At 60.7% G+C, this 17,629-nt stretch carries 16 protein-coding genes; 6 read left to right on the plus strand and 10 right to left on the minus strand.

Annotated elements, in window-relative coordinates; translation table 11 throughout:
- Nucleotides 1-33 precede the first annotated feature (33 nt).
- Both ACO9S2_RS05510 and ACO9S2_RS05515 read left to right on the plus strand, forming a co-directional pair.
- Nucleotides 34-906, plus strand: coding sequence for a DHHA1 domain-containing protein (locus ACO9S2_RS05510; protein ID WP_423720947.1), 873 nt, complete (start codon nt 34-36; stop codon nt 904-906).
- A gap of 9 nt (nt 907-915) precedes the next feature.
- Nucleotides 916-1,626, plus strand: coding sequence for a rhomboid family intramembrane serine protease (locus ACO9S2_RS05515; protein ID WP_423720948.1), 711 nt, complete (start codon nt 916-918; stop codon nt 1,624-1,626).
- 5 nt (nt 1,627-1,631) lie between these two features.
- Here the strand turns inward: ACO9S2_RS05515 and ACO9S2_RS05520 are convergent, their stop codons facing one another.
- The 3 genes from ACO9S2_RS05520 to purE all read right to left on the minus strand — a co-directional run bounded on the left by ACO9S2_RS05520 (nt 1,632) and on the right by purE (nt 5,436).
- A complete protein-coding gene (locus tag ACO9S2_RS05520; protein ID WP_423720949.1) occupies nt 1,632-3,479 on the minus strand; it encodes an ATP-binding protein in 1,848 nt (615 codons plus the stop codon).
- Nucleotides 3,480-3,739: 260 nt separating this feature from the next.
- Nucleotides 3,740-4,900: a 5-(carboxyamino)imidazole ribonucleotide synthase gene (locus ACO9S2_RS05525; RefSeq protein WP_423720950.1), complete on the minus strand. Its 1,161-nt coding sequence runs from the start codon at nt 4,898-4,900 to the stop codon at nt 3,740-3,742.
- On the minus strand, nt 4,897-5,436 hold the full coding sequence (gene purE, locus ACO9S2_RS05530; protein WP_423721564.1) for a 5-(carboxyamino)imidazole ribonucleotide mutase: 540 nt from the start codon (nt 5,434-5,436) through the stop codon (nt 4,897-4,899). Before purE ends, ACO9S2_RS05525 begins: the two co-directional genes overlap by 4 nt.
- Before the next feature lie 259 nt (nt 5,437-5,695).
- On the opposite strand from purE, the gene ACO9S2_RS05535 reads away from it, so the two are divergent.
- The 4 genes from ACO9S2_RS05535 to ACO9S2_RS05550 all read left to right on the plus strand — a co-directional run bounded on the left by ACO9S2_RS05535 (nt 5,696) and on the right by ACO9S2_RS05550 (nt 11,556).
- On the plus strand, nt 5,696-7,132 hold the full coding sequence (locus ACO9S2_RS05535) for an HlyD family secretion protein (protein WP_423720951.1): 1,437 nt from the start codon (nt 5,696-5,698) through the stop codon (nt 7,130-7,132).
- 119 nt (nt 7,133-7,251) lie between these two features.
- Nucleotides 7,252-8,742 (plus strand): TolC family protein, encoded by a 1,491-nt coding sequence (locus ACO9S2_RS05540; protein WP_423720952.1) that lies wholly within the window; start codon nt 7,252-7,254, stop codon nt 8,740-8,742.
- A gap of 344 nt (nt 8,743-9,086) precedes the next feature.
- Nucleotides 9,087-10,754 carry an ATP-binding cassette domain-containing protein gene (locus ACO9S2_RS05545; RefSeq protein ID WP_423720953.1) on the plus strand — a complete coding sequence of 556 codons (1,668 nt, stop codon included), beginning with the start codon at nt 9,087-9,089 and terminating at the stop codon, nt 10,752-10,754.
- Nucleotides 10,755-10,767: 13 nt separating this feature from the next.
- Nucleotides 10,768-11,556: an MCP four helix bundle domain-containing protein gene (locus ACO9S2_RS05550; RefSeq protein WP_423720954.1), complete on the plus strand. Its 789-nt coding sequence runs from the start codon at nt 10,768-10,770 to the stop codon at nt 11,554-11,556.
- On the opposite strand, the gene ACO9S2_RS05555 is transcribed toward ACO9S2_RS05550, so the two are convergent.
- The 7 genes from ACO9S2_RS05555 to ACO9S2_RS05585 form a co-directional block, all read right to left on the minus strand.
- Entirely contained in the window at nt 11,553-12,296 is a 744-nt protein-coding gene (locus ACO9S2_RS05555; protein ID WP_423720955.1) for a pseudouridine synthase, read from the minus strand. The genes ACO9S2_RS05550 and ACO9S2_RS05555 overlap by 4 nt on opposite strands.
- 10 nt (nt 12,297-12,306) lie before the next feature.
- Nucleotides 12,307-13,239 carry an agmatinase gene (speB, locus tag ACO9S2_RS05560; protein WP_423720956.1) on the minus strand — a complete coding sequence of 311 codons (933 nt, stop codon included), beginning with the start codon at nt 13,237-13,239 and terminating at the stop codon, nt 12,307-12,309.
- 52 nt (nt 13,240-13,291) lie between these two features.
- Nucleotides 13,292-13,861 (minus strand): pyruvoyl-dependent arginine decarboxylase, encoded by a 570-nt coding sequence (locus ACO9S2_RS05565; protein ID WP_423720957.1) that lies wholly within the window; start codon nt 13,859-13,861, stop codon nt 13,292-13,294.
- A 121-nt stretch (nt 13,862-13,982) separates the two neighbouring features.
- Nucleotides 13,983-15,422 carry an aldehyde dehydrogenase family protein gene (locus ACO9S2_RS05570; RefSeq protein ID WP_423720958.1) on the minus strand — a complete coding sequence of 480 codons (1,440 nt, stop codon included), beginning with the start codon at nt 15,420-15,422 and terminating at the stop codon, nt 13,983-13,985.
- Nucleotides 15,423-15,436: 14 nt separating this feature from the next.
- The gene (locus ACO9S2_RS05575; protein WP_423720959.1) at nt 15,437-15,700 is read right to left on the minus strand and encodes a hypothetical protein; all 264 of its coding nucleotides are present in this window, start codon (nt 15,698-15,700) and stop codon (nt 15,437-15,439) included.
- Nucleotides 15,701-15,796: 96 nt separating this feature from the next.
- Entirely contained in the window at nt 15,797-16,432 is a 636-nt protein-coding gene (locus ACO9S2_RS05580; RefSeq protein ID WP_423720961.1) for a DsbA family protein, read from the minus strand.
- Complete coding sequence (locus ACO9S2_RS05585) at nt 16,429-17,535, minus strand: deoxyhypusine synthase family protein (protein WP_423720962.1); 1,107 nt, start codon at nt 17,533-17,535, stop codon at nt 16,429-16,431. Before ACO9S2_RS05585 ends, ACO9S2_RS05580 begins: the two co-directional genes overlap by 4 nt.
- Nucleotides 17,536-17,629 lie beyond the last annotated feature (94 nt).

The following is a 17,629-nucleotide window of genomic DNA, read 5'->3' on the forward strand; positions in this document are numbered from 1 at the left end:
GCGATGTCAGCATGGTATGGTGGCCGCACGCCCATGAATGATTCGCCCCATACCCGTCAGTTCAGCAGTCCTCCGAGCACGGTGCTCTATCACGCCGAATGTGCCGACGGATTCGGGGCAGCCTGGGCCATTTGGAAACAATATCCCAGCGCGAAGTTTATCCCCGTCAAACACGGAAATCCTCCCCCCGGCGACCTCACAGGCCAGCGCGTGGTGATTGTGGACTTCAGCTATTCCCGGCCCATCCTCGAATCGATGGCCGCTGAAGCGAAAGACCTCATCATCCTGGACCATCACATCACCGCCGAGAAAGCCTTAACCGGCCTGCCTTACGCGTACTTTGACCTCAAGAAATCCGGCGCGGTGCTGGGCTGGGAGTGGGCCCACGGCTCTTCGGCCCCCTGGCTGCTGCAATATATCCAGGATAAGGATTTGTGGAATTGGGCCCTGCCCGGCAGCCGGGAAATCAACGCCGCCATCGCCTCCTATCCCTTTGACTTCCAGCGCTGGGACGGTTTCATCCAGTCGGACCTTGAACAGGAAGGACGCGCCATCCTTCGCTACGAACAGGAACTCGTAGGGAAGCTAGCGGCACAGGCCGTGATGGTGGACTTCCAGGGCCTCGTGATCCCGGCGGTGCACAGCGCGATTCTGACCAGCCAGGTCGGCGAGCGGTTGTCGCCGCACCATCCCTTTTGCCTCATCTGGCACGATCGCGACGGACGCCGGTACTTCAGCATGCGCTCCCGCGAGGATGGGACCGATGTCGGGACCATCGCCGCGTCGTTCGGCGGCGGCGGGCACACCCACGCCGCAGGTTTTTCGATCCCCCTCGACGACGACGGGTCTTTGCCGGCCAACCCGGCATTGCCCAAGCCGGTGATCGATCGCCGCCGATCACCGTAGACCGGCCCGATGCTCCCGCTTCACGACGACAACCCGACCGAACGAACCCCTTTCGTCACGATCACAATTATCGCCCTCTGCGTGTTGATCTTCCTGTATCAGGCGTCGCTCCCGCACAACTCCGACGAAGCCTTCGTCTTTCAGTACGGCGCCATCCCAGCCCTGGTCTTCGGCCACGCCACGCTCCCCGGCGATATGGTGGCCCTTCCCGGAATGTTGACGCTGGTCACCAGCATGTTTCTCCACGGCGGCTGGATGCATTTGCTCGGGAACATGCTCTATCTCTGGATCTTCGGCAACAATATCGAAGACGTCATGGGTCACGTTCGCTTTGTCATTTTTTATCTGATCTGCGGTGTCCTGGCCGCCTTGAGTCATGCCTTGACCGATCCCTCATCCCAAATCCCGATGGTAGGAGCCAGCGGGGCCATTTCAGCGATTCTGGGAGCCTACCTGCTGTTGTTTCCACATGCCCGTGTGCTGGTCCTGATCCCTCCGCCGTTCTACGGCACGACCTATGTACCGGCCGTCGTGGTGCTGGGAATCTGGTTTCTCGGCCAGCTCTACAGCGGAGGCATGACTCTGGGCGCCACAGGAGGAGGCGTGGCCTTCTTCGCCCACATTGGAGGGTTTGTGGCGGGATTGGCGCTGATCGGGCTATTTAAGCGGCGGGACGTCCCGTTCTTGTCGAAGGGACGCCCGCATCGGTGGGATCGCTAGCCCCGTCAGGCGACATCAAGCAGTTCCCGAACCTTTTCGACCAATCCCACGTGCCGGTAAGGCTGCTGAAGCACGAAACGCCGATTGATGCGGTGATGGTCGATCGTCTCGTCACCGTAACTGGAGACAAACAACGCTTTCATCATGGGGTGGTGATTGAGCAGCCGACGGGCCAGCTCCCGCCCCCCGATTTCCGGCATCGTCAGAGGGCTCACTGTAAGGTGAACGATGCCCTTGTAGCGCTGCACCAGCATCAGCGCCTCCACGGGAGATGCCGCTTCAAGGACACGATACCTGTGCCGGATGAGCACCGAGCGGGCCAGCTTGCGTGCGATCTCGTCCTCATCCACCACGAGAATCGTTTCATCCCCCTTGGCCAGCATGGGCTTCGAGGGCATCGCCTCGGACGCATGCGCGGAGTCGATCGCCGGGAGCCAGACCCGTACGACCGTCCCATATCCGGGCCGGCTGTCGACTTCGACGGTCCCCCCGTTTTGCGTCACAATGCCATATACGGAGGTCAATCCCAGTCCGATGTTCGTCTCCTTGGTTGAGAAGAATGGCTCGAACATATGGGCCTGTGTCTCGAGATTCATACCGGTTCCGGTATCGCTGACCTGAAGCAAGACCCGCGAGACAGGCTTATCCGCTGCGACGGACGGGATCCCTTCCTCCTGGCCTGCAACCGTTCGGGCCTCGATTGCCAACCGCCCCCCATCGGGCATCGCATCGCGTCCGTTCACAACCAGCTGGAACAACACCTTTTCGAGCCCCTCACGATCAACCTCCACACAAGCAGGATCCGCACCCGCCGTGATGGCAAGATCGATCCGCTCCGGCAAGAGACTGCGGACCGGCCCCTCCAAGTCCCTCAACAGGGACTGCAGGGAAAGGACCTGCCGAACCTGACCACCCCCTATATTGAGCGCGATCAGTTGCGCCGTTAATGCAGCGGCTTTCTCGCCTGTCTGAAAGATCTCATCCGCAGCCGTCCGCAGCGGATCGTTCGGCTTCAACTGCGAAAGCATGACCCCGGTCTGCCTGCCGATGACGGCAAAGAGCTCGCCGAACTCCCCCGCGATGCCGGCGGCAATCCGCCCGACCGTTTCCATCTTCTGCGCCTCGCGCAACTGCCGTTCCAATCCCTGCCGCATCGCCAACCCTCGACGCATCTGCTCATTCGCGTTCGCAAGATCCTCCTTCAATCCCTTGATGCGCGCCTCCAACTGCTCCTTGCTGGCGAGCAACTGCTCTTCGGTGTGCTTCAGCGCCTCCACGTCTTTCAACAGCGTCGATTTTTCCGCACGTTCGACCGTAATCGTCTCCAACGCCACCCCGTAGAACACGGCCATCACGAGCAGCACGGGAATCCCGAGGAGCTGACCAGCGGTCACAGCGGCTGCCTGCATCACGCTCTCATACAACACCACTCCGTACCCCAGGCTCAGCAGCAGACACAGCCCCATGAGATGGCTGAGCCGGCGAACCGACGCCGCCACCAGCATCAACACAAAATACGCGATGTACAGCTCCGGCCTCGCATTCCCGGATATGTAGATAACCCCTGTGACCAGGACCGTATCAACCACCACTAAGGTGCCATTGAACCAGGCGGCCTCCAGCACCGACGCCGGAAGCAGTGCCAGTAGGCCGATGAAGAGCCAGAGCCCCAACACCAGCCCGTCACTCGTCAGACGGCTGATCATGACGTCCGACCCGGCCACTAGTTCATAGGACAAGATGATGCTGACCAGGCTCTGCAGCAGGATCTGGCGAGAGCGAGGATTGATCAACAGCTGAAAGAACCGGCTCCCGGTCTGCACTCCGCAAAGAGACGTTGATGGTGTGCTCACAGAGTCGCCCTCCTTGATGGCGCACCCTGAAGAGCTGAGCAATTCCTGTACCTCCCTGACACCGCCCTATTTGCTCATTGGCCTGGGAATGCGGACCTCTCCAACGGCTCGCACGGATCAGAGCTGTACAGCCCAGACAAAATGGAACAACCGCTCGACGGGGACGGGCGAGGCACGGCGCTGAGGGGAAAGTTCAGAACGGTCAGGTCGTGTGGAATGCCCGGAGCGCACGACCGGCTGAGGCGGAAAGACTCACATCGTTAGGAACGCAGGGATTTTTCGAACAGACTCGCGCGCGCCTCGGCCTGTTCGGCCTGGTCTGCCAGAAAGGTCACATGGCCCATCTTCCGTCCCGGCCTGGCCACCCGCTTTCCGTAGAGATGCAGGACCGCTCCCGGAGTGGCCAACAGATCGCGACAGCCCTGACTGCTCGTCACGGCTTCCAGATCCTGGCCGATCACATTCACCATTGCCGCCGCGCTCAAGAGCCGGACCTCCCCGAGCGGCAACCCGCAGAGCGCCCGCACTTGCTGCTCGAATTGCGACACGGAGCAGGCGTCGAGTGTATAGTGCCCCGAGTTGTGAGGGCGCGGGGCAATTTCGTTAATGAGGAGCGCGCCGGTTCGTGTGTGAAACAGCTCCACACAGAAGACGCCGACGCCATTCAATGCGCGCACCGCGCGCATGGCCAGATCGCGGGCCTGCTCGGAGACCACGCCCGCAATCCTGGCAGGAGCCGTCGACAGGCGCAAGATTCCGCCTTCATGCCGGTTTTCCACGACGGGATAGACACGCTGATCGCCGTCCTGCCCCCGCACCACGAGGACCGACAGCTCCCGCTCGAAATTCACTCTCGACTCGACAATCCACCGTGCCCCCCGGGGCACCATGGCTCCGAGCGCTGCCTCTACACCCGCGGTTTCCGCCGGATGCCTGATGGTCCATTGGCCCTTTCCATCGTAGCCGGACGTCGCCGTCTTGCAAATGACAGAACCACCCAATTCATTGACGGCATCGGCAAGCCGGTGAGGGGCCTCAACTATCCGGAACGAGGGCACCGGAAATCCCCGCGCCTGAAGAAATTGTTTTTGTTCGATCCGGTCTTGAATGACCCGAAGGACCGCACCGGATGGCCGCACGGGATGGCGCTCTGCCAGCTGCTCGCAGAGCGCAGCCGGCACATTTTCCCATTCCAGCGTCACCGCGCTGACCGACCGGGTGAACTCCTGAGCCGCGATGGCATCAGAAAATGATTTGGTAAAGGAGAGGCCGGCGACACGATGCGCCGGGGCGTCGGAGTCGGGATCCCAGACCGCCACCCGGTAGCCCATACGCAGAGCAGCCGCCGCAAACATGGCACCCAGCTGCCCCCCACCTAACACGCCCAGGGTGGCTCCGGGATAAAGAGGCGCGTCGTTCACGACGACTGGCTCGTCCGGTCTGCCTGGAGATTGCCGACGCTGCGACCCTGCGCTTCCGGAGAATTCAACACGCTTTCAGTTTGCCCCTTGCGGAAGGCCTTGACCCGCTCGGCAATCCACGCGTAGCGACCGGCCAGAATTTGTGCCGCCAACAATCCGGCATTCTCCGCCCCGCCGATGGCCACGGTGGCGACCGGAATACCCTTGGGCATTTGCACGATGGACAAGAGCGAATCGAGCCCCCGAAGATTTTCCGTCGGGATGGGAACCCCGATAATCGGCAGGTGCGTCTTGGATGCCAGCATGCCGGGAAGATGAGCCGCTCCGCCTGCCCCGGCGATAATCACTTCGATGCCCCTGTCCGAAGCCGCCTCCGCATACTCAAAAAGCCGGTCAGGGGTCCGGTGGGCCGACACCACCAGGAGTTCATAGGGAATATCCAGATCCGAGAGGAGCGCGCCCGCTTTCTCCAGGATAGGAAAGTCCGACTTGCTACCCCCTAGAATGCCGATCAGCGGTTGATTTCCCCGTTTCATGCGAGGCATGGCCCGACGAGACGATCGTCCAGTTCCGCTCATAAAAACATCACCCCTTGTTCACTCACAACTACCGCCGATTCGTGCTTCTGGCTCCGGCCGCCACCTTAGCGATTCTCTCCCCATGGGTCAAGGCGACACCCGACAACGTCCTCCTGATCCGGCTGTTTCACCGCTTCAAATTGACCCGCGCCGTACGTTTCTTCTATGATGACCGGGTAGGGCATTTTCCTGACCCATCACGTAAGGGATCACCGTTGTGGCTCGCCCTGGCGTAGATCCGAAAAGCAAGCTCTCTGTACTCACTCCGCATGAGAGCGGACTGAGTGAGATCGCCGTCGATGACCTGGCGACCTCGACCCGACTCCAATCGTGGGAAGCGGTCCAAATTCCCGAGCGCCTGAAGTTTTCCTCTCGTCTCGCGATTAAACTGGTTGTCATTTTTCTGCTGATTATTGCGTTCCTCCCCTGGACGCAGACCATCACGGTCACCGGCCAACTTTCGGCCTATTCCCCCTTTGAACGTCCCCAGGACATCGAAGCCCAGATCACCGGACGCATCCAGAAATGGCATGTCTATGAAGGTGTGCGAGTCAAGAAGGGCGATCTCATCGTCGAGCTGGAAGACTACGACCCCAACTTCATGGCCCCGGACCTCCTGTCGTTCCTGGATCAACGCAAGAAGGCGTTGGACCAGACCAGACAAGCCGCACTAGCCCGCGCCGAACAACTCGATAAGCGCATCAAGGAAATGCAGAATCTCGTCAAGGCTGCCGTCCCCTCGGCCCAGGCCCGGGTGGTGGAGGCGGAGAACAAGGTCCGTGAGGCCTACCAAAAAGTCGAAGCCGCCAAGATCGCCGTCTCGACGGCGGAGTTGAACGTCGATCGGCACAAGCAACTGGCGGAACAGGGCCTCGTCTCCCAACGCGAACTGGAATTGACGATTCAATCCGCCATTGCCAGCAAGGCCGACCTCCAGGGGGCGCAAGCCAACCTCAGGGGAGCCGAGCAGGGCATGAAAGCGCTGAGCTTCGGCCGTGACCAGATCAACGCGGAAGTCCTCCAGCGCCTCCTTGATGCGGAGGCCGCACGTGATGCATCGGTTGGAGAAGCAGCGAAGGCCACGGATCAACTGGCCGATATCTCATTGAGAATGTCCAATGCGACCCAGCGCCGCATCGCCGGTAAAGTTCTGGCTCCGATCGACGGGACCGTCGTCAAGATGGCGGAGGCCGGAGCCGGCGAAACCGTTCGGCAGGGCGACAAGATCGTCCGTATCTCGCCCACAAGTCTCGACAAGGCCATCGAAATGACCGCGGACGGCATCGACGCGCCGCTGCTGAACGTCGGGCGAAAAGTGAAAATCCTGTTCTATGGAATCCCCGCCATCCCGCTGCCGGCCTGGCCTGAATTGATGTCCGGAACCTATACCGGCGTCATTAAAGTCATCGACCAGGTCGACGACGGCAAAGGCAATTTCCGCTTCTGGGTGGTGCCGGACCCGGAAGATCGCCCGTGGCCCGAACAAGCCCATGTGCGGCAGGGCACCAAAACCATGGGCTGGGTGATCCTGAATCGTGTCCCGCTCTGGTACGAACTGTGGCGGCGATTCAACCTCTTCCCGCCGGACTATCAGGAGCGTCCGCCCAGCTTGATCGACACCCTCTTGCCGAAAGCGGGACGAGGTGCCAAGTAATCGCCTCGCGTTCCGCAGGTCTTTGTCCATTCTCGTCTTCAGCGCCTACATATCCGTTCCATCTGCCGGCCCTTCGGCACATGGCCATTCATTCTATTGAGGGAACGAAAGGAGTATCCATGATGACGTTACGGTTGGGCCTGGCTTTGAGCCTGCTGTGCCTGTGCGCGTTCGCAAATCCCCGTCCTGCCGCCGCCGAGACGGATTCGGCCAAGGGACTCCCCGCCATTTCCTTGAGTCTCAATGAAATCCACGCCTGGATCGACCGTTCCCACCCCCTCTTGAAGGGAGCCGTCACCGAAAAAACCATGGCCCGCGGCCGCATGCTCAAAGCCCTCGGCGCGTTCGAACCCACGCTCATCAACGACACGGAGATCGAACGGTTTATTGACAAGGGAACCGGCCAGACCTTGAACGGAGGCTTCAACGACACCTTAATTGAAGCACGGGATCCGATGGGGTTCCGCTACAGCGCCGGCGTCCGTACAGCCCTTGGCACTGAAGCGAAGATTCCCGACCTTGCATTTGGCCCTAATAACCAGCAGCAAGTCATCCTGGGCGGGTTCTTTCCGCTCCTCAAAGGCTTGATGGTCAATCCGGAGAAGGCCGAATTGCAGCGCTCGGAACTTGCCGATCCGCGGGCCGATGTGCGCATCGCGCAGACCCGGCAGGATTTGTTCCTCGCGGCCGCCACGCAATTCTGGGACTGGGTCGCCGCCGTGCGCTATGTCGACATGCAACGCAAAGCCCTGAAGGTGGCGGAAGACCGGTTCAAACAGGTGGAAGGACGTGCCAAAGCCGGCGCCGTGGCTCCGCTCGACGTCGTCGAAGCGAATCAGGAAGTTCAGCGCCGACGCGAGGTGGCCATCGCCGCGCAACGTCAGGTCGAACAGGAGCAGTTCAAGCTCTCCATGTTTCTCTGGGAAAACAATGCGCCCACGCTGCCCGCGATCGACCGCGCGCCTGACTTCCCGGCACAGACACTCTCCCCCTCCCCATCCCCCGACACTGTCCAGGCGCACAAACTCCAGGCCAGGAATGAACGTCCGGAAATTAAGGAAATCACCATCGAGGCCAAGCTCAACGATATCGATCTCGAACTCGCCAAGAACAACCTGCTTCCCAGCCTCGACGCCGAAGCGGCGCCGGCCCGCGCGCCCGAGAAATTCGTCCTCGGACTCGGCTATCGGTTCGGGCTGGAATTGAAAATTCCGCTGCTCCAGCGCAAGAGCCGGGGCGAGGTGCTTGAAGCCCAAGGCAAAGCCGATCGATTCGTGATGGTCCAGAAATTCCGCGAGCAGCAGGTGGTCATCGACGTTGATAATGCCCTCTCCGCCATCGAGCGCGCCAAGGAACGGATGGAGGCCGCGGTGCAATCGCTGCGTCTGGCCAAAACCCTCGAGGAGGGGGAACGATTCCGGTTCAGCCTGGGCGCCACCAGCATCTTGTTCGTCAACCTCCGTGAACGGAATTCGGTGGATTCGGAAGCGCAGGTGATCCGCGCCAAAGCCGACTATCAGAAAGCCCTGGCCCTGTATCAATGGGCCATTGGCGCCTGGGCCTCCGGCACTCCCGGCCCCACCCCGGTCAATTACCGGGCCCGGGACTGAGTCTGACCGAACGTGGCATTTTCAGTGAGGATTTGCTAGGGTGACAGCATCGGCGGCGACCCCGGGCACAGGATAATCAGCCTGAGCCTGTCACCTTTCGTCGGGCAACGGCGGGGCGACTTAGCAGGATGCTGAAACAGTCCGCCAGCGGGGTTCTCGCGTCACGCAGAGACTCAACGTGCCAGAGCGTACGCCTCGCCTCTTCGATTGCTGCGGCCTTGCTGGACGGCCATTGTGAGCATCCTGGGAGCGATTTGTATATGGTTGTCTATACGAAACGATCACTGTGTTTTTAAAGGGAATTGAGTTTTTCCGCAGCCTGTTAGAGCGGGGATCAAGACGTCATGGCGCAAGGCCATTCCGACAACCAGCCAAACCTCTTCCAAGCCATGCTGGGGCACCTCGGTCTCCTCTTCCGGCTGGAACGGCGCATCCTCGCCCTCATCTTCTCATACTCCCTGGCGATCGGCCTCTTCTCCCTCATCGTCCCGCTGACCGTCCAGGAGCTGGTCAACACCTTTGCCTTTGCCATCCAGCCGATTACCATCGTCACACTCTCAGGCATCATGATCACCGGCCTGGCCTTCGTGGGCGCCTTCAAAACCCTCCAGTACTACGCCGTGGAAGTCCTTGAGCGCCGGGTCTTCGCCCGGATCACGATCGCCATGACCCAGCAACTGCCCAGAATGCAGTTTCAAGGGTTCAAGCCCAGGCTCGCAAACTACTTTCTGGAAACGGTGCTCATCCAGCGCGCGCTGTCCGTGCTGCTCGTTGACTTGATCAATGTGGTCGTCGGCGGCGCGGTCGGCATGTCGATCCTCGTCTTCTATCATCCCTATTTTCTGCTGTTCAACATCCTGCTCCTTGTCGGATTCAACATCGTCTTCTTCCTGATGTCCCATGGGGGGCTGCGCACCACGATCGCCGTCTCCCACGCAAAATACGATACGCTGCATTGGATGCAGGAAATCTCCTATAACCTGCTGCATTTCAAAGCCACCGATAGCCAACCGCTCCTCATGGAGAAATCCGACCAACTGGTCGATAAATATGTACAAACCCGGCGCGCGCGGTTTACCATTCTCGCCCGCCAGTACCTCAGTGCCGTGGGCTGGCAAGCCATCGTCCACGGCGGCTTGATCGCCACGGCCGGATGGCTCATCTCCATCGGGCAATTGACCATCGGCCAACTCGTGGCGGCCGAAGTGGTCGTCAGCGGCTTGCTGACGAATTTCGACGCGGTCGTGAAACGGATGGGCCACGTCTACTACTTCATGACCGGACTCACGGAGCTGAACGACTTATTCTCCCAGCCCAAAGACCAGGAATCGGCGGTGCTGTCTGTGCCGTTACCCGACCCCTCGATCCATGGCATCCGGCTCACATGCAAAGACCTGTCCGTGGCCAAGCCCGGCGCCCCTCCCGTCTTTGAAAATTTCAATCTGGAGGCCACTCCGGGAGAAAAAATCGGGATCTATGCCAGCACCTCCATCGCCAAGACGGCCCTGGCTCGTGTGCTGGCCGGCCTCGAGTCTCCCACGCACGGGGTGGTCCGGTATAACGGGGTGGATCTGCGTCACCTGGACCAGCTGGCCATCAACCGCTGCCGGGGATTCATCCTCGACTCCCAACTCACCCTCTTTGAGGGCACAATCGAAGAAAACATTACCTTGGGAAGGCCCTACGTTCCCTACAGCGACGTGCGATGGGCCCTGCGCTTTACTGAGCTTGAAGAAGAGATCGACGCCCTGCCCCAGGGCATCAAGACCCATGCACGGGCGCCCGGCAGAGTGCTGGCCCCATCACAGATTTTGCGGATTCTTCTGGCCCGCGCCATTCTCGCCAAGCCGCAGATTCTGATCTTTGACGGCATCATGCACAATCTGCAGCCGGCGCTGCGGGAAACCATCCTTCGACGCCTCTGCTCAAAGGATGAACCCTGGTCGGTCGTGTTCATTTCGAACGATCCGAACCTCACGCCGCACGTCGATCGTCGCATCATTCTTGAGTGACAAGGACGCTTTTGTGAGACTTTTCGACCGTATTCCGATTCCCAAACCGCGCGGCCCCCAGCTTCTCATCAGCCTCTTGATCGCGGGCCTCGGCTGGTACAGCGGCCAAGCCCTGAGCCAGGTCGACCAGGACTTGCGCATCATGTACACGGAATACACCCTTGGCGCCGCCGATCTAGCCCATATCTCCGCCGATGTGATGCGATACAGAAATACCATCATTCGCGCCTTGGAAGCCCACAGCCAGAAAGAGTTTGAACGCATCACCGAGTCCCTCCCGACTCAGCGGGCCAAGATTCAGCATGCCATCGACCGGTATGCCGCAGCCGGCCTGCGGGTCTCCCGCAGCGGACGGAGTGAGCCGGAGGATATCGAAGCGGTCCGGCGCAGCCTCGATCAATACTTCTCGGTCGCGAGCACCACCGTCCAGCTGCTGACGCAGGAATGGACCGTCACCTCCCTAGCGGAACGAGAGGCGCTTCGGAGAAAAGCCGAGGAGCACGCCTCGGACAATGCGGGCCCGAAAATGATTCAAGTCAGTCTGGCGCTCGACCGGCTGTTGGATACGGTGGCCGATGTGGCAAAGGATATGCGCGATGAGGGGACACGGACGATTCAAACCAGCAGCTCGTTGCTGGTGGGGGGCAGCTTCTGCATCGCCTTTCTGAACCTCTTTATCGGGAGGCGCAGATCCGGCCACGACGAACCCTCTGTCGACGATCAGCCGACATCCAATGAGCCCGGAACCCTGCGGGATGCGGCGCAATCGCCGGCCCCGATCCTGCCGAGCGACGCGCACTAACCCGCAACTCTGCCGACCGCCCGCAGCAGTTGAGTCCGCTCATCCTTCGTGAGCTCTTTCCATGTTCCGACCACGAGGCCCTCAATGCCGATGTGCATGATCCGCACGCGATGCAGGGCGGTCACACGGTAGCCCAGCGCCTGGCACATGCGGCGGATCTGGCGATTCCGTCCTTCCGTCAACACAATCCGGAACCGATTCGGCCGCACCCGCTCCATGCGGCATGGCTTGGTCCGGCTCCCGAGAATCACCACCCCGGCTGCCATCTGTCTCAGAAACGCCTCATCGAACGGATGATCGACGTCGACGACATATTCCCGCTCATGCCCGAACTCGGTCCGCAGGATCTCGTTGACGATATCCCCGTCGTTGGTGAGCAGAATGAGGCCGGATGAATCCTTGTCCAAGCGGCCGATGGGGAAGATCCGATCTGGATGGCCGATCTCCGCGATGATATTGCGCGGCACGTGGGACTCGCTGGTCGTCGTCACGCCAACCGGTTTGTGATACTTGATGTAGAGAAACGTCTGCCCCCAGGGAATGACGGTGCCGTCACGGGCGATCACGTCGGTCGGGCACACCTGATCGCCGAGCTTGGCCGTCCGGCCATTGATCGTGACCCGTCCTGATTCAATGAGGGAATCCGCCTCCCGGCGGGAGCACACGCCATGCTGGGTGAAAAACTTATTGATCCGGACGGAGGTGGAAGCAGGGAGCGCGGGCTCAGATTCGCGCGACATGGCTAAGGCGCTAATGCACTCGGCGGCCGGCTTTGATCCGGCCCAGCATGCGATAAATCAACCGGGCGATCGAAAACTGCGGGGCGACGAACCCGTCGATGGGCGCGATCTCGCTGATATCCATCCCCACAATGCCCGGCCCGTTGGCCAGGGCCGTGATCAGATGCAGGGTGTCGTACCAGCCCAGGCCGCCGGGCTCGGGCGTGCCAAGAGCCGGGATGATGGAGGCGTCCAACCCGTCGCAGTCGAACGTCACATACACCGGCCCCTTGCAGGCCGCCACCACCTCGGGAACCCAGCGCGACGCCCTGCCCTCGTACGGCCCGGACGGATCGAGAATCGAGGCGGCAAAGAATGTCGAAATGCGGTCCGTCGTCTTGATCCGTTGGACCTCTTCCTGGCAAATCGACCGGATCCCCACCTGCACCAGCGGGTGCCCCTCATCCACGACGCGCGCCATCACGCTGGCATGGCTGAAAGGATTGCCCTCATACGCCTGGCGTAAATCTCCATGCGCGTCGATTTGCACGACGCAGAGGTCCGGATACCGTTTCGCGTGGGCTCGAATCGCCCCCAGCGCACCGGTATGTTCCCCCGTCAGCGTCACGAGAAACCGGCCGGTCCCCACGTGCGGTGAGACAAAGGCTTCGATGGCATCCACCGCGGCGCCATCGACTTTTCCCCCGAGATCGAGAGGGGTCGCGGTCGCGATCCCCTTCCATTCCCTGAAGGGTTCGTAGCCAAGCTGCTCGTCGTAGAATTCGACCTGGTGCGAGGCCTCAAGAATGGCCGAAGGTCCGCGGTCCGACCCTAAAATGTAGCTGGAGGTATGTTCATAAGGCGCGGGGAGGACATAGACCCCGGCCTGGTTAGGGTGGCACCAGGGCTCGTCAATCCCTAAAAAGTTTCGGTCCGAACCTTCCCATCCCGATGGCAGCGCCACAGACAATCCTTTAGGCTAACAAGAGATGCGCGTCGGCGCAGCCCGGCATGTACTAGCGCCGCTCCCGCTTCGGCAGATTTTCAGACGGAATAAAGACCGCCAAGGCAACCACGGTCGTCCACTTGCCGGCTTTGCCGACGGCTGACTGAGTAATATTGAGCGTCCGCACGATCTTGCCGCCCATTTTGAACACTTGCTCGCGTTCCTTCCAGGCGCTGTTGGGATCAAATTCGACGCCCAAGGTGGTGGCCAGCATCTGAGCCGCCAGATCCTCGGTATATTCGCCCGTCTCCTCATCCGTTTCGCCGTGCGCATGGTGCTCGGACAGGTAGCCATAGGTATCCCGGTCCGTTGGAATAGCCAACCCGATTGAGGCCGAGACGAGGCGGTTGCGTTCGTTCGTTTCCGACCGCGCCATCACGCAGAACGTGATTTCTCCGGGATTCAGCAATTTCTCGCCGCGTTTCCGCGGGACAATCTTGCAGTTCGGCGGCAGAATGGAGGACACCGTCACGAGATTGCAGTACGCAACCCCGGCGCTGCGAAGGGCCTGCTCAAAGGAAGCGAGCTTCTCTTTGTGGACCCCTACCCCGCGTGTCAGAAACATATGTGTAGGAACCATCGTTCTCTTCTCCCTTGGCTATGCCCACAACCGTTCATCACCGCGCAGACTCATCACGCATCGGGCCGCTGTTGTACCAAGATTGTTCTGGGTTCGCAATATCCTGAGCGGTTTTTTTGCCTCACCCTCCGGCCGGTTCCTTGAGATTCAACACCAGCAGCCGGGGCTCCGTCATGTCTTCGATAGCCGCCCGCACCCCTTCCCGCCCCAATCCCGAGTCCTTCACCCCTCCGTAGGGCATGTGATCGGCACGGAAGGTGGGAATCTCGTTGGCCACGACGGCACCGACCTCCAGATGGCGAAACGCGTAAAACACCTTATTGATGTCCTGCGTGAAAATGCCCGCCTGGAGCCCGTAATCGGAGGCATTCAAGACCGCGATGGCATCGCTCAACTGGCGGTAGGACGAGACCGTCACGACGGGACCGAACACTTCCTGGCAGGACACCTTCATGTCCCGTTTGACGTTGGTCAGGACCGTCGCTTCCAAGACCGATCCCCGGCGCTTCCCGCCCAGCAACACCCTGGCTCCCTGGGCCACCGCCTCTTCAATCCATCCCTCGACTCGCTGGGTCGCCGCCTGATCGATCAGTGGACCCACAACGGTGGTCTCGTCCGCGGGGTCTCCGGCCTTCACCCGCGCCACTTGGAGGAGCAACTTCGTGGAGAACGCATCAGCGACCGAGTGGTGAACCAGGATGCGCTGGACCGAAATACAGGTCTGCCCCGCATACCCGAATCCACCCGCCGCACAGCGCTGCGCCGCAAGGTCGAGATCCGCGTCCGGCTCGATGATGACACCCGCGTTCCCGCCCAGCTCGAGCGTCACTTTTTTCTTTCCGCACTTAGTCTTCAGCATCCACCCCACCGCCGCACTGCCGGTAAAACTCAGCAGCTTGAACCGGGGATCCACCACCAGCCGTTCGGCGATCGCATTGTCGCAGGGCAGCACATTGAGCCCGCCGGGAGGCAGACCGGCCGCCAGCGCCACTTCGCCCAGCAACAACGCCGTCAGCGGAGCCTGAGGAGCCGGCTTGATGAGGATCGAATTGCCGGCCGCCAGCGCCGGGGCGACCTTGTGCGCCACAAGATTCAGCGGAAAATTAAAGGGAGTGATACCCAGGATCGGCCCGATGGGAAACCGGCGCAGCATCCCCAGAAACGACTCGGTGGTCGGGGTCCAATCGAGCGGAACCACCTCGCCGGGAATGCGCTTCGCTTCTTCTGCGGCAATCGTAAACGTCTGAACCGCGCGACCGACCTCCCGCCTCGCATCGGCAATCGGCTTGCCCGCTTCGGCGGTGATCGTCTGCGCAAACTCGTCACGCCGCTTGTAGAGGAGCGCCGCGATTTCTTGCAGGATATTGTACCGGGCGTGGGAGGCCAGCTTGCCCATCACAGGCGCAGCGGCAGCGGAAGACGCCATCGCCTCTTCGGCATCGGCCTCTCCGGCCTGGCAGACCTCCGCAATCAACTGACCATTGAATGGATTCGTGACCCGCGCAGTCGATGTGCCGGGCTTCCATTCGCCGTTGACGAGAAAAGGACGTGGTCCCTGCAAGACCGGCAATCTCCCTACGAAGAAGCGGGAAGGGCGGCGGACTCGGCCGCATCGGATGCTTGCTGCGCGGCGACGGCTTTGGCAATCAGCTCCTCGGTCCCCCAGTCGCGCACCGCCTCCAGCGTGAACGCTTCATAGGTGGACACGCCGTGGCAGCCCGGACAATCGGGCATCGGCACCTTGCGATAAAACACTTCGCCCAGACAGGACATGCACACGAAAAAATCAGCCAGGCCCTCTCGCTGAGGCACAGACCAGAATGATTGTGTAGACGCCATATTCACTCCTACATGAGCCCGTATAAATCGCCCACCTGTGATGCCGAGTGTGAGGGAACACTCGCCGGATCGATCGACAAACACATCCTGCAGCAGTTACGGCTTTGTCGCAAGCAGCCGGTCGATCTCTTCGGCAAACATCTCGAACGGGAACGCGCCGGGGATCGCGATGGCCGGCTCTTTCTCAGTCGGTTCGCTGGCCGTCCGCATGAGAATGAACCCGGGGGTTCCGTGGAAGCCCCAGCGATTCGCCTCCTCACGATCCGCAAAGATCGAGGCCAGGGAGGACTTTTCTTTCATGCAGCGCTCAAATGACGGCTGGTTCAACCCGATAGCCGCGGCATGGCGCAGAATAACGGCTTGATCTAACCGCCCCCCCTCCGCAAACAGCCGGTCGTGCATCGCCCAATACTTCCCTTGTCCGCCTGCACAACGCGCCGCAACTGCGGCCTCGACTCCTGGACCTTGATCGGCGCGGGGATAGTCGCGATAGATAAACTTGACCTTCCCGGTATCAACGTATCGCGCTTGAATTTTCGGCCAGGTCTCCTGGAAAAACTTCAGGCAATAACCACAGGTAAAGTCCGAATACTCGATCAGGGTGACGGGAGCCTTGGCTTGGCCTCTGACCCGTCCGTCAGCATCCGCCGGCTCTTTTGCACCGGACGGAGACACCAGCGCGACCACACAAAGCGCCACCAGTGTGGCTGTCCGGCCGAGAGATCGCCTCATGCGGTCCGCTTGCCGGCTGCACGCCGACGCTCCAGCAGCCCCATCATCAGCAACGGCCAGACGATCGTGGCATCGCTCAACACTTCGGCAAACCGGCCGCCTTCGCCGGGAGGCACAAATTTGCCCCAGGAAATCCCTTCCTGATATGTGCACCCGCTCAACCCGCCCCAGTAATCCGGCTCCGGACAAATCCGGACTCCGTACTGGAATCGCGGCGGCTGGACGTCCATGCCCAAACGATGATTGCCGATTTCGACATAGGGACCGACCTGCTGCGCCCAATTGCGCGGCACCCCGCCGCCGATCGTAAAGATGCCCAGCTTCTTGGCGGACAACATGCGCCCAGCATAACTATTGAGGTCAAGATAGGGATTGAAGGCCGGGTAGGCGTGATGAAGCTCCTGCAACAACGCGAGATCGCCACCCTGCTTGAGTTTCGAACGAGCCTGATCGATGACCCGTCCCATGGCCCAGGTCCCGACATCGAGTCCCATCTCCGAATCGGTGAAGGCCGGAATGTAGACCGGCACATTCTTGAGATACGCGCTCTTAAGAATCCCGGCGCCATCGAATTCTTCCGCTAAGGTCTTCCCGAGTTCGCGGGTAAGAATTTCAGAGGAAAGCATCTTGTCGGGATCGACGCGCTTCATTGTCTGGGAGACGACCTGCTCGACATAGTTGAGATTCGTCTCCATCTCCAACGTATCGTAGACGCGATTGTAGCCCTTCTTAAACAACTCCTCGTCGGACATCGACGGCTTCGCGCGATAATGCGTCTTGCCGACCGATTCGCTCAACCCGTGCGCGATCAGCGCGCCGGTGGATACGATGCAGTGAACCATGCCGTGGTCGATCATCGTGCTGACGATCTTCCCCATCTTGGCGATCGTCATCGCCCCGGACAGCGTCATCACGACCTTGCAATCGGGGTCCTCGACCATCGCCGACAGCACTTCGAAGGCCTCGCCCAACCGGCGGCCACCAAAGGCCGTCTTACCCATCGCGACGAGCAGCTCGTTGAACGAGCCGATCTTTTCCGGATCGAGCGGCTCCAGCGCCTCCAAGCCGTCCTTGGCGCCATCATGAAATTCGCGTGCACCCATCCCACATCACCTTCGTCAAAATCGTTGTGAAAGCGGATTCTTTATACACAACCGCTACCAGAGGCGTCAATGAAGCGCGCGACGCACCGCTCGC

This window comes from Nitrospira sp. NS4 (assembly GCF_049546785.1).
Lineage (GTDB): Bacteria > Nitrospirota > Nitrospiria > Nitrospirales > Nitrospiraceae > Nitrospira_D.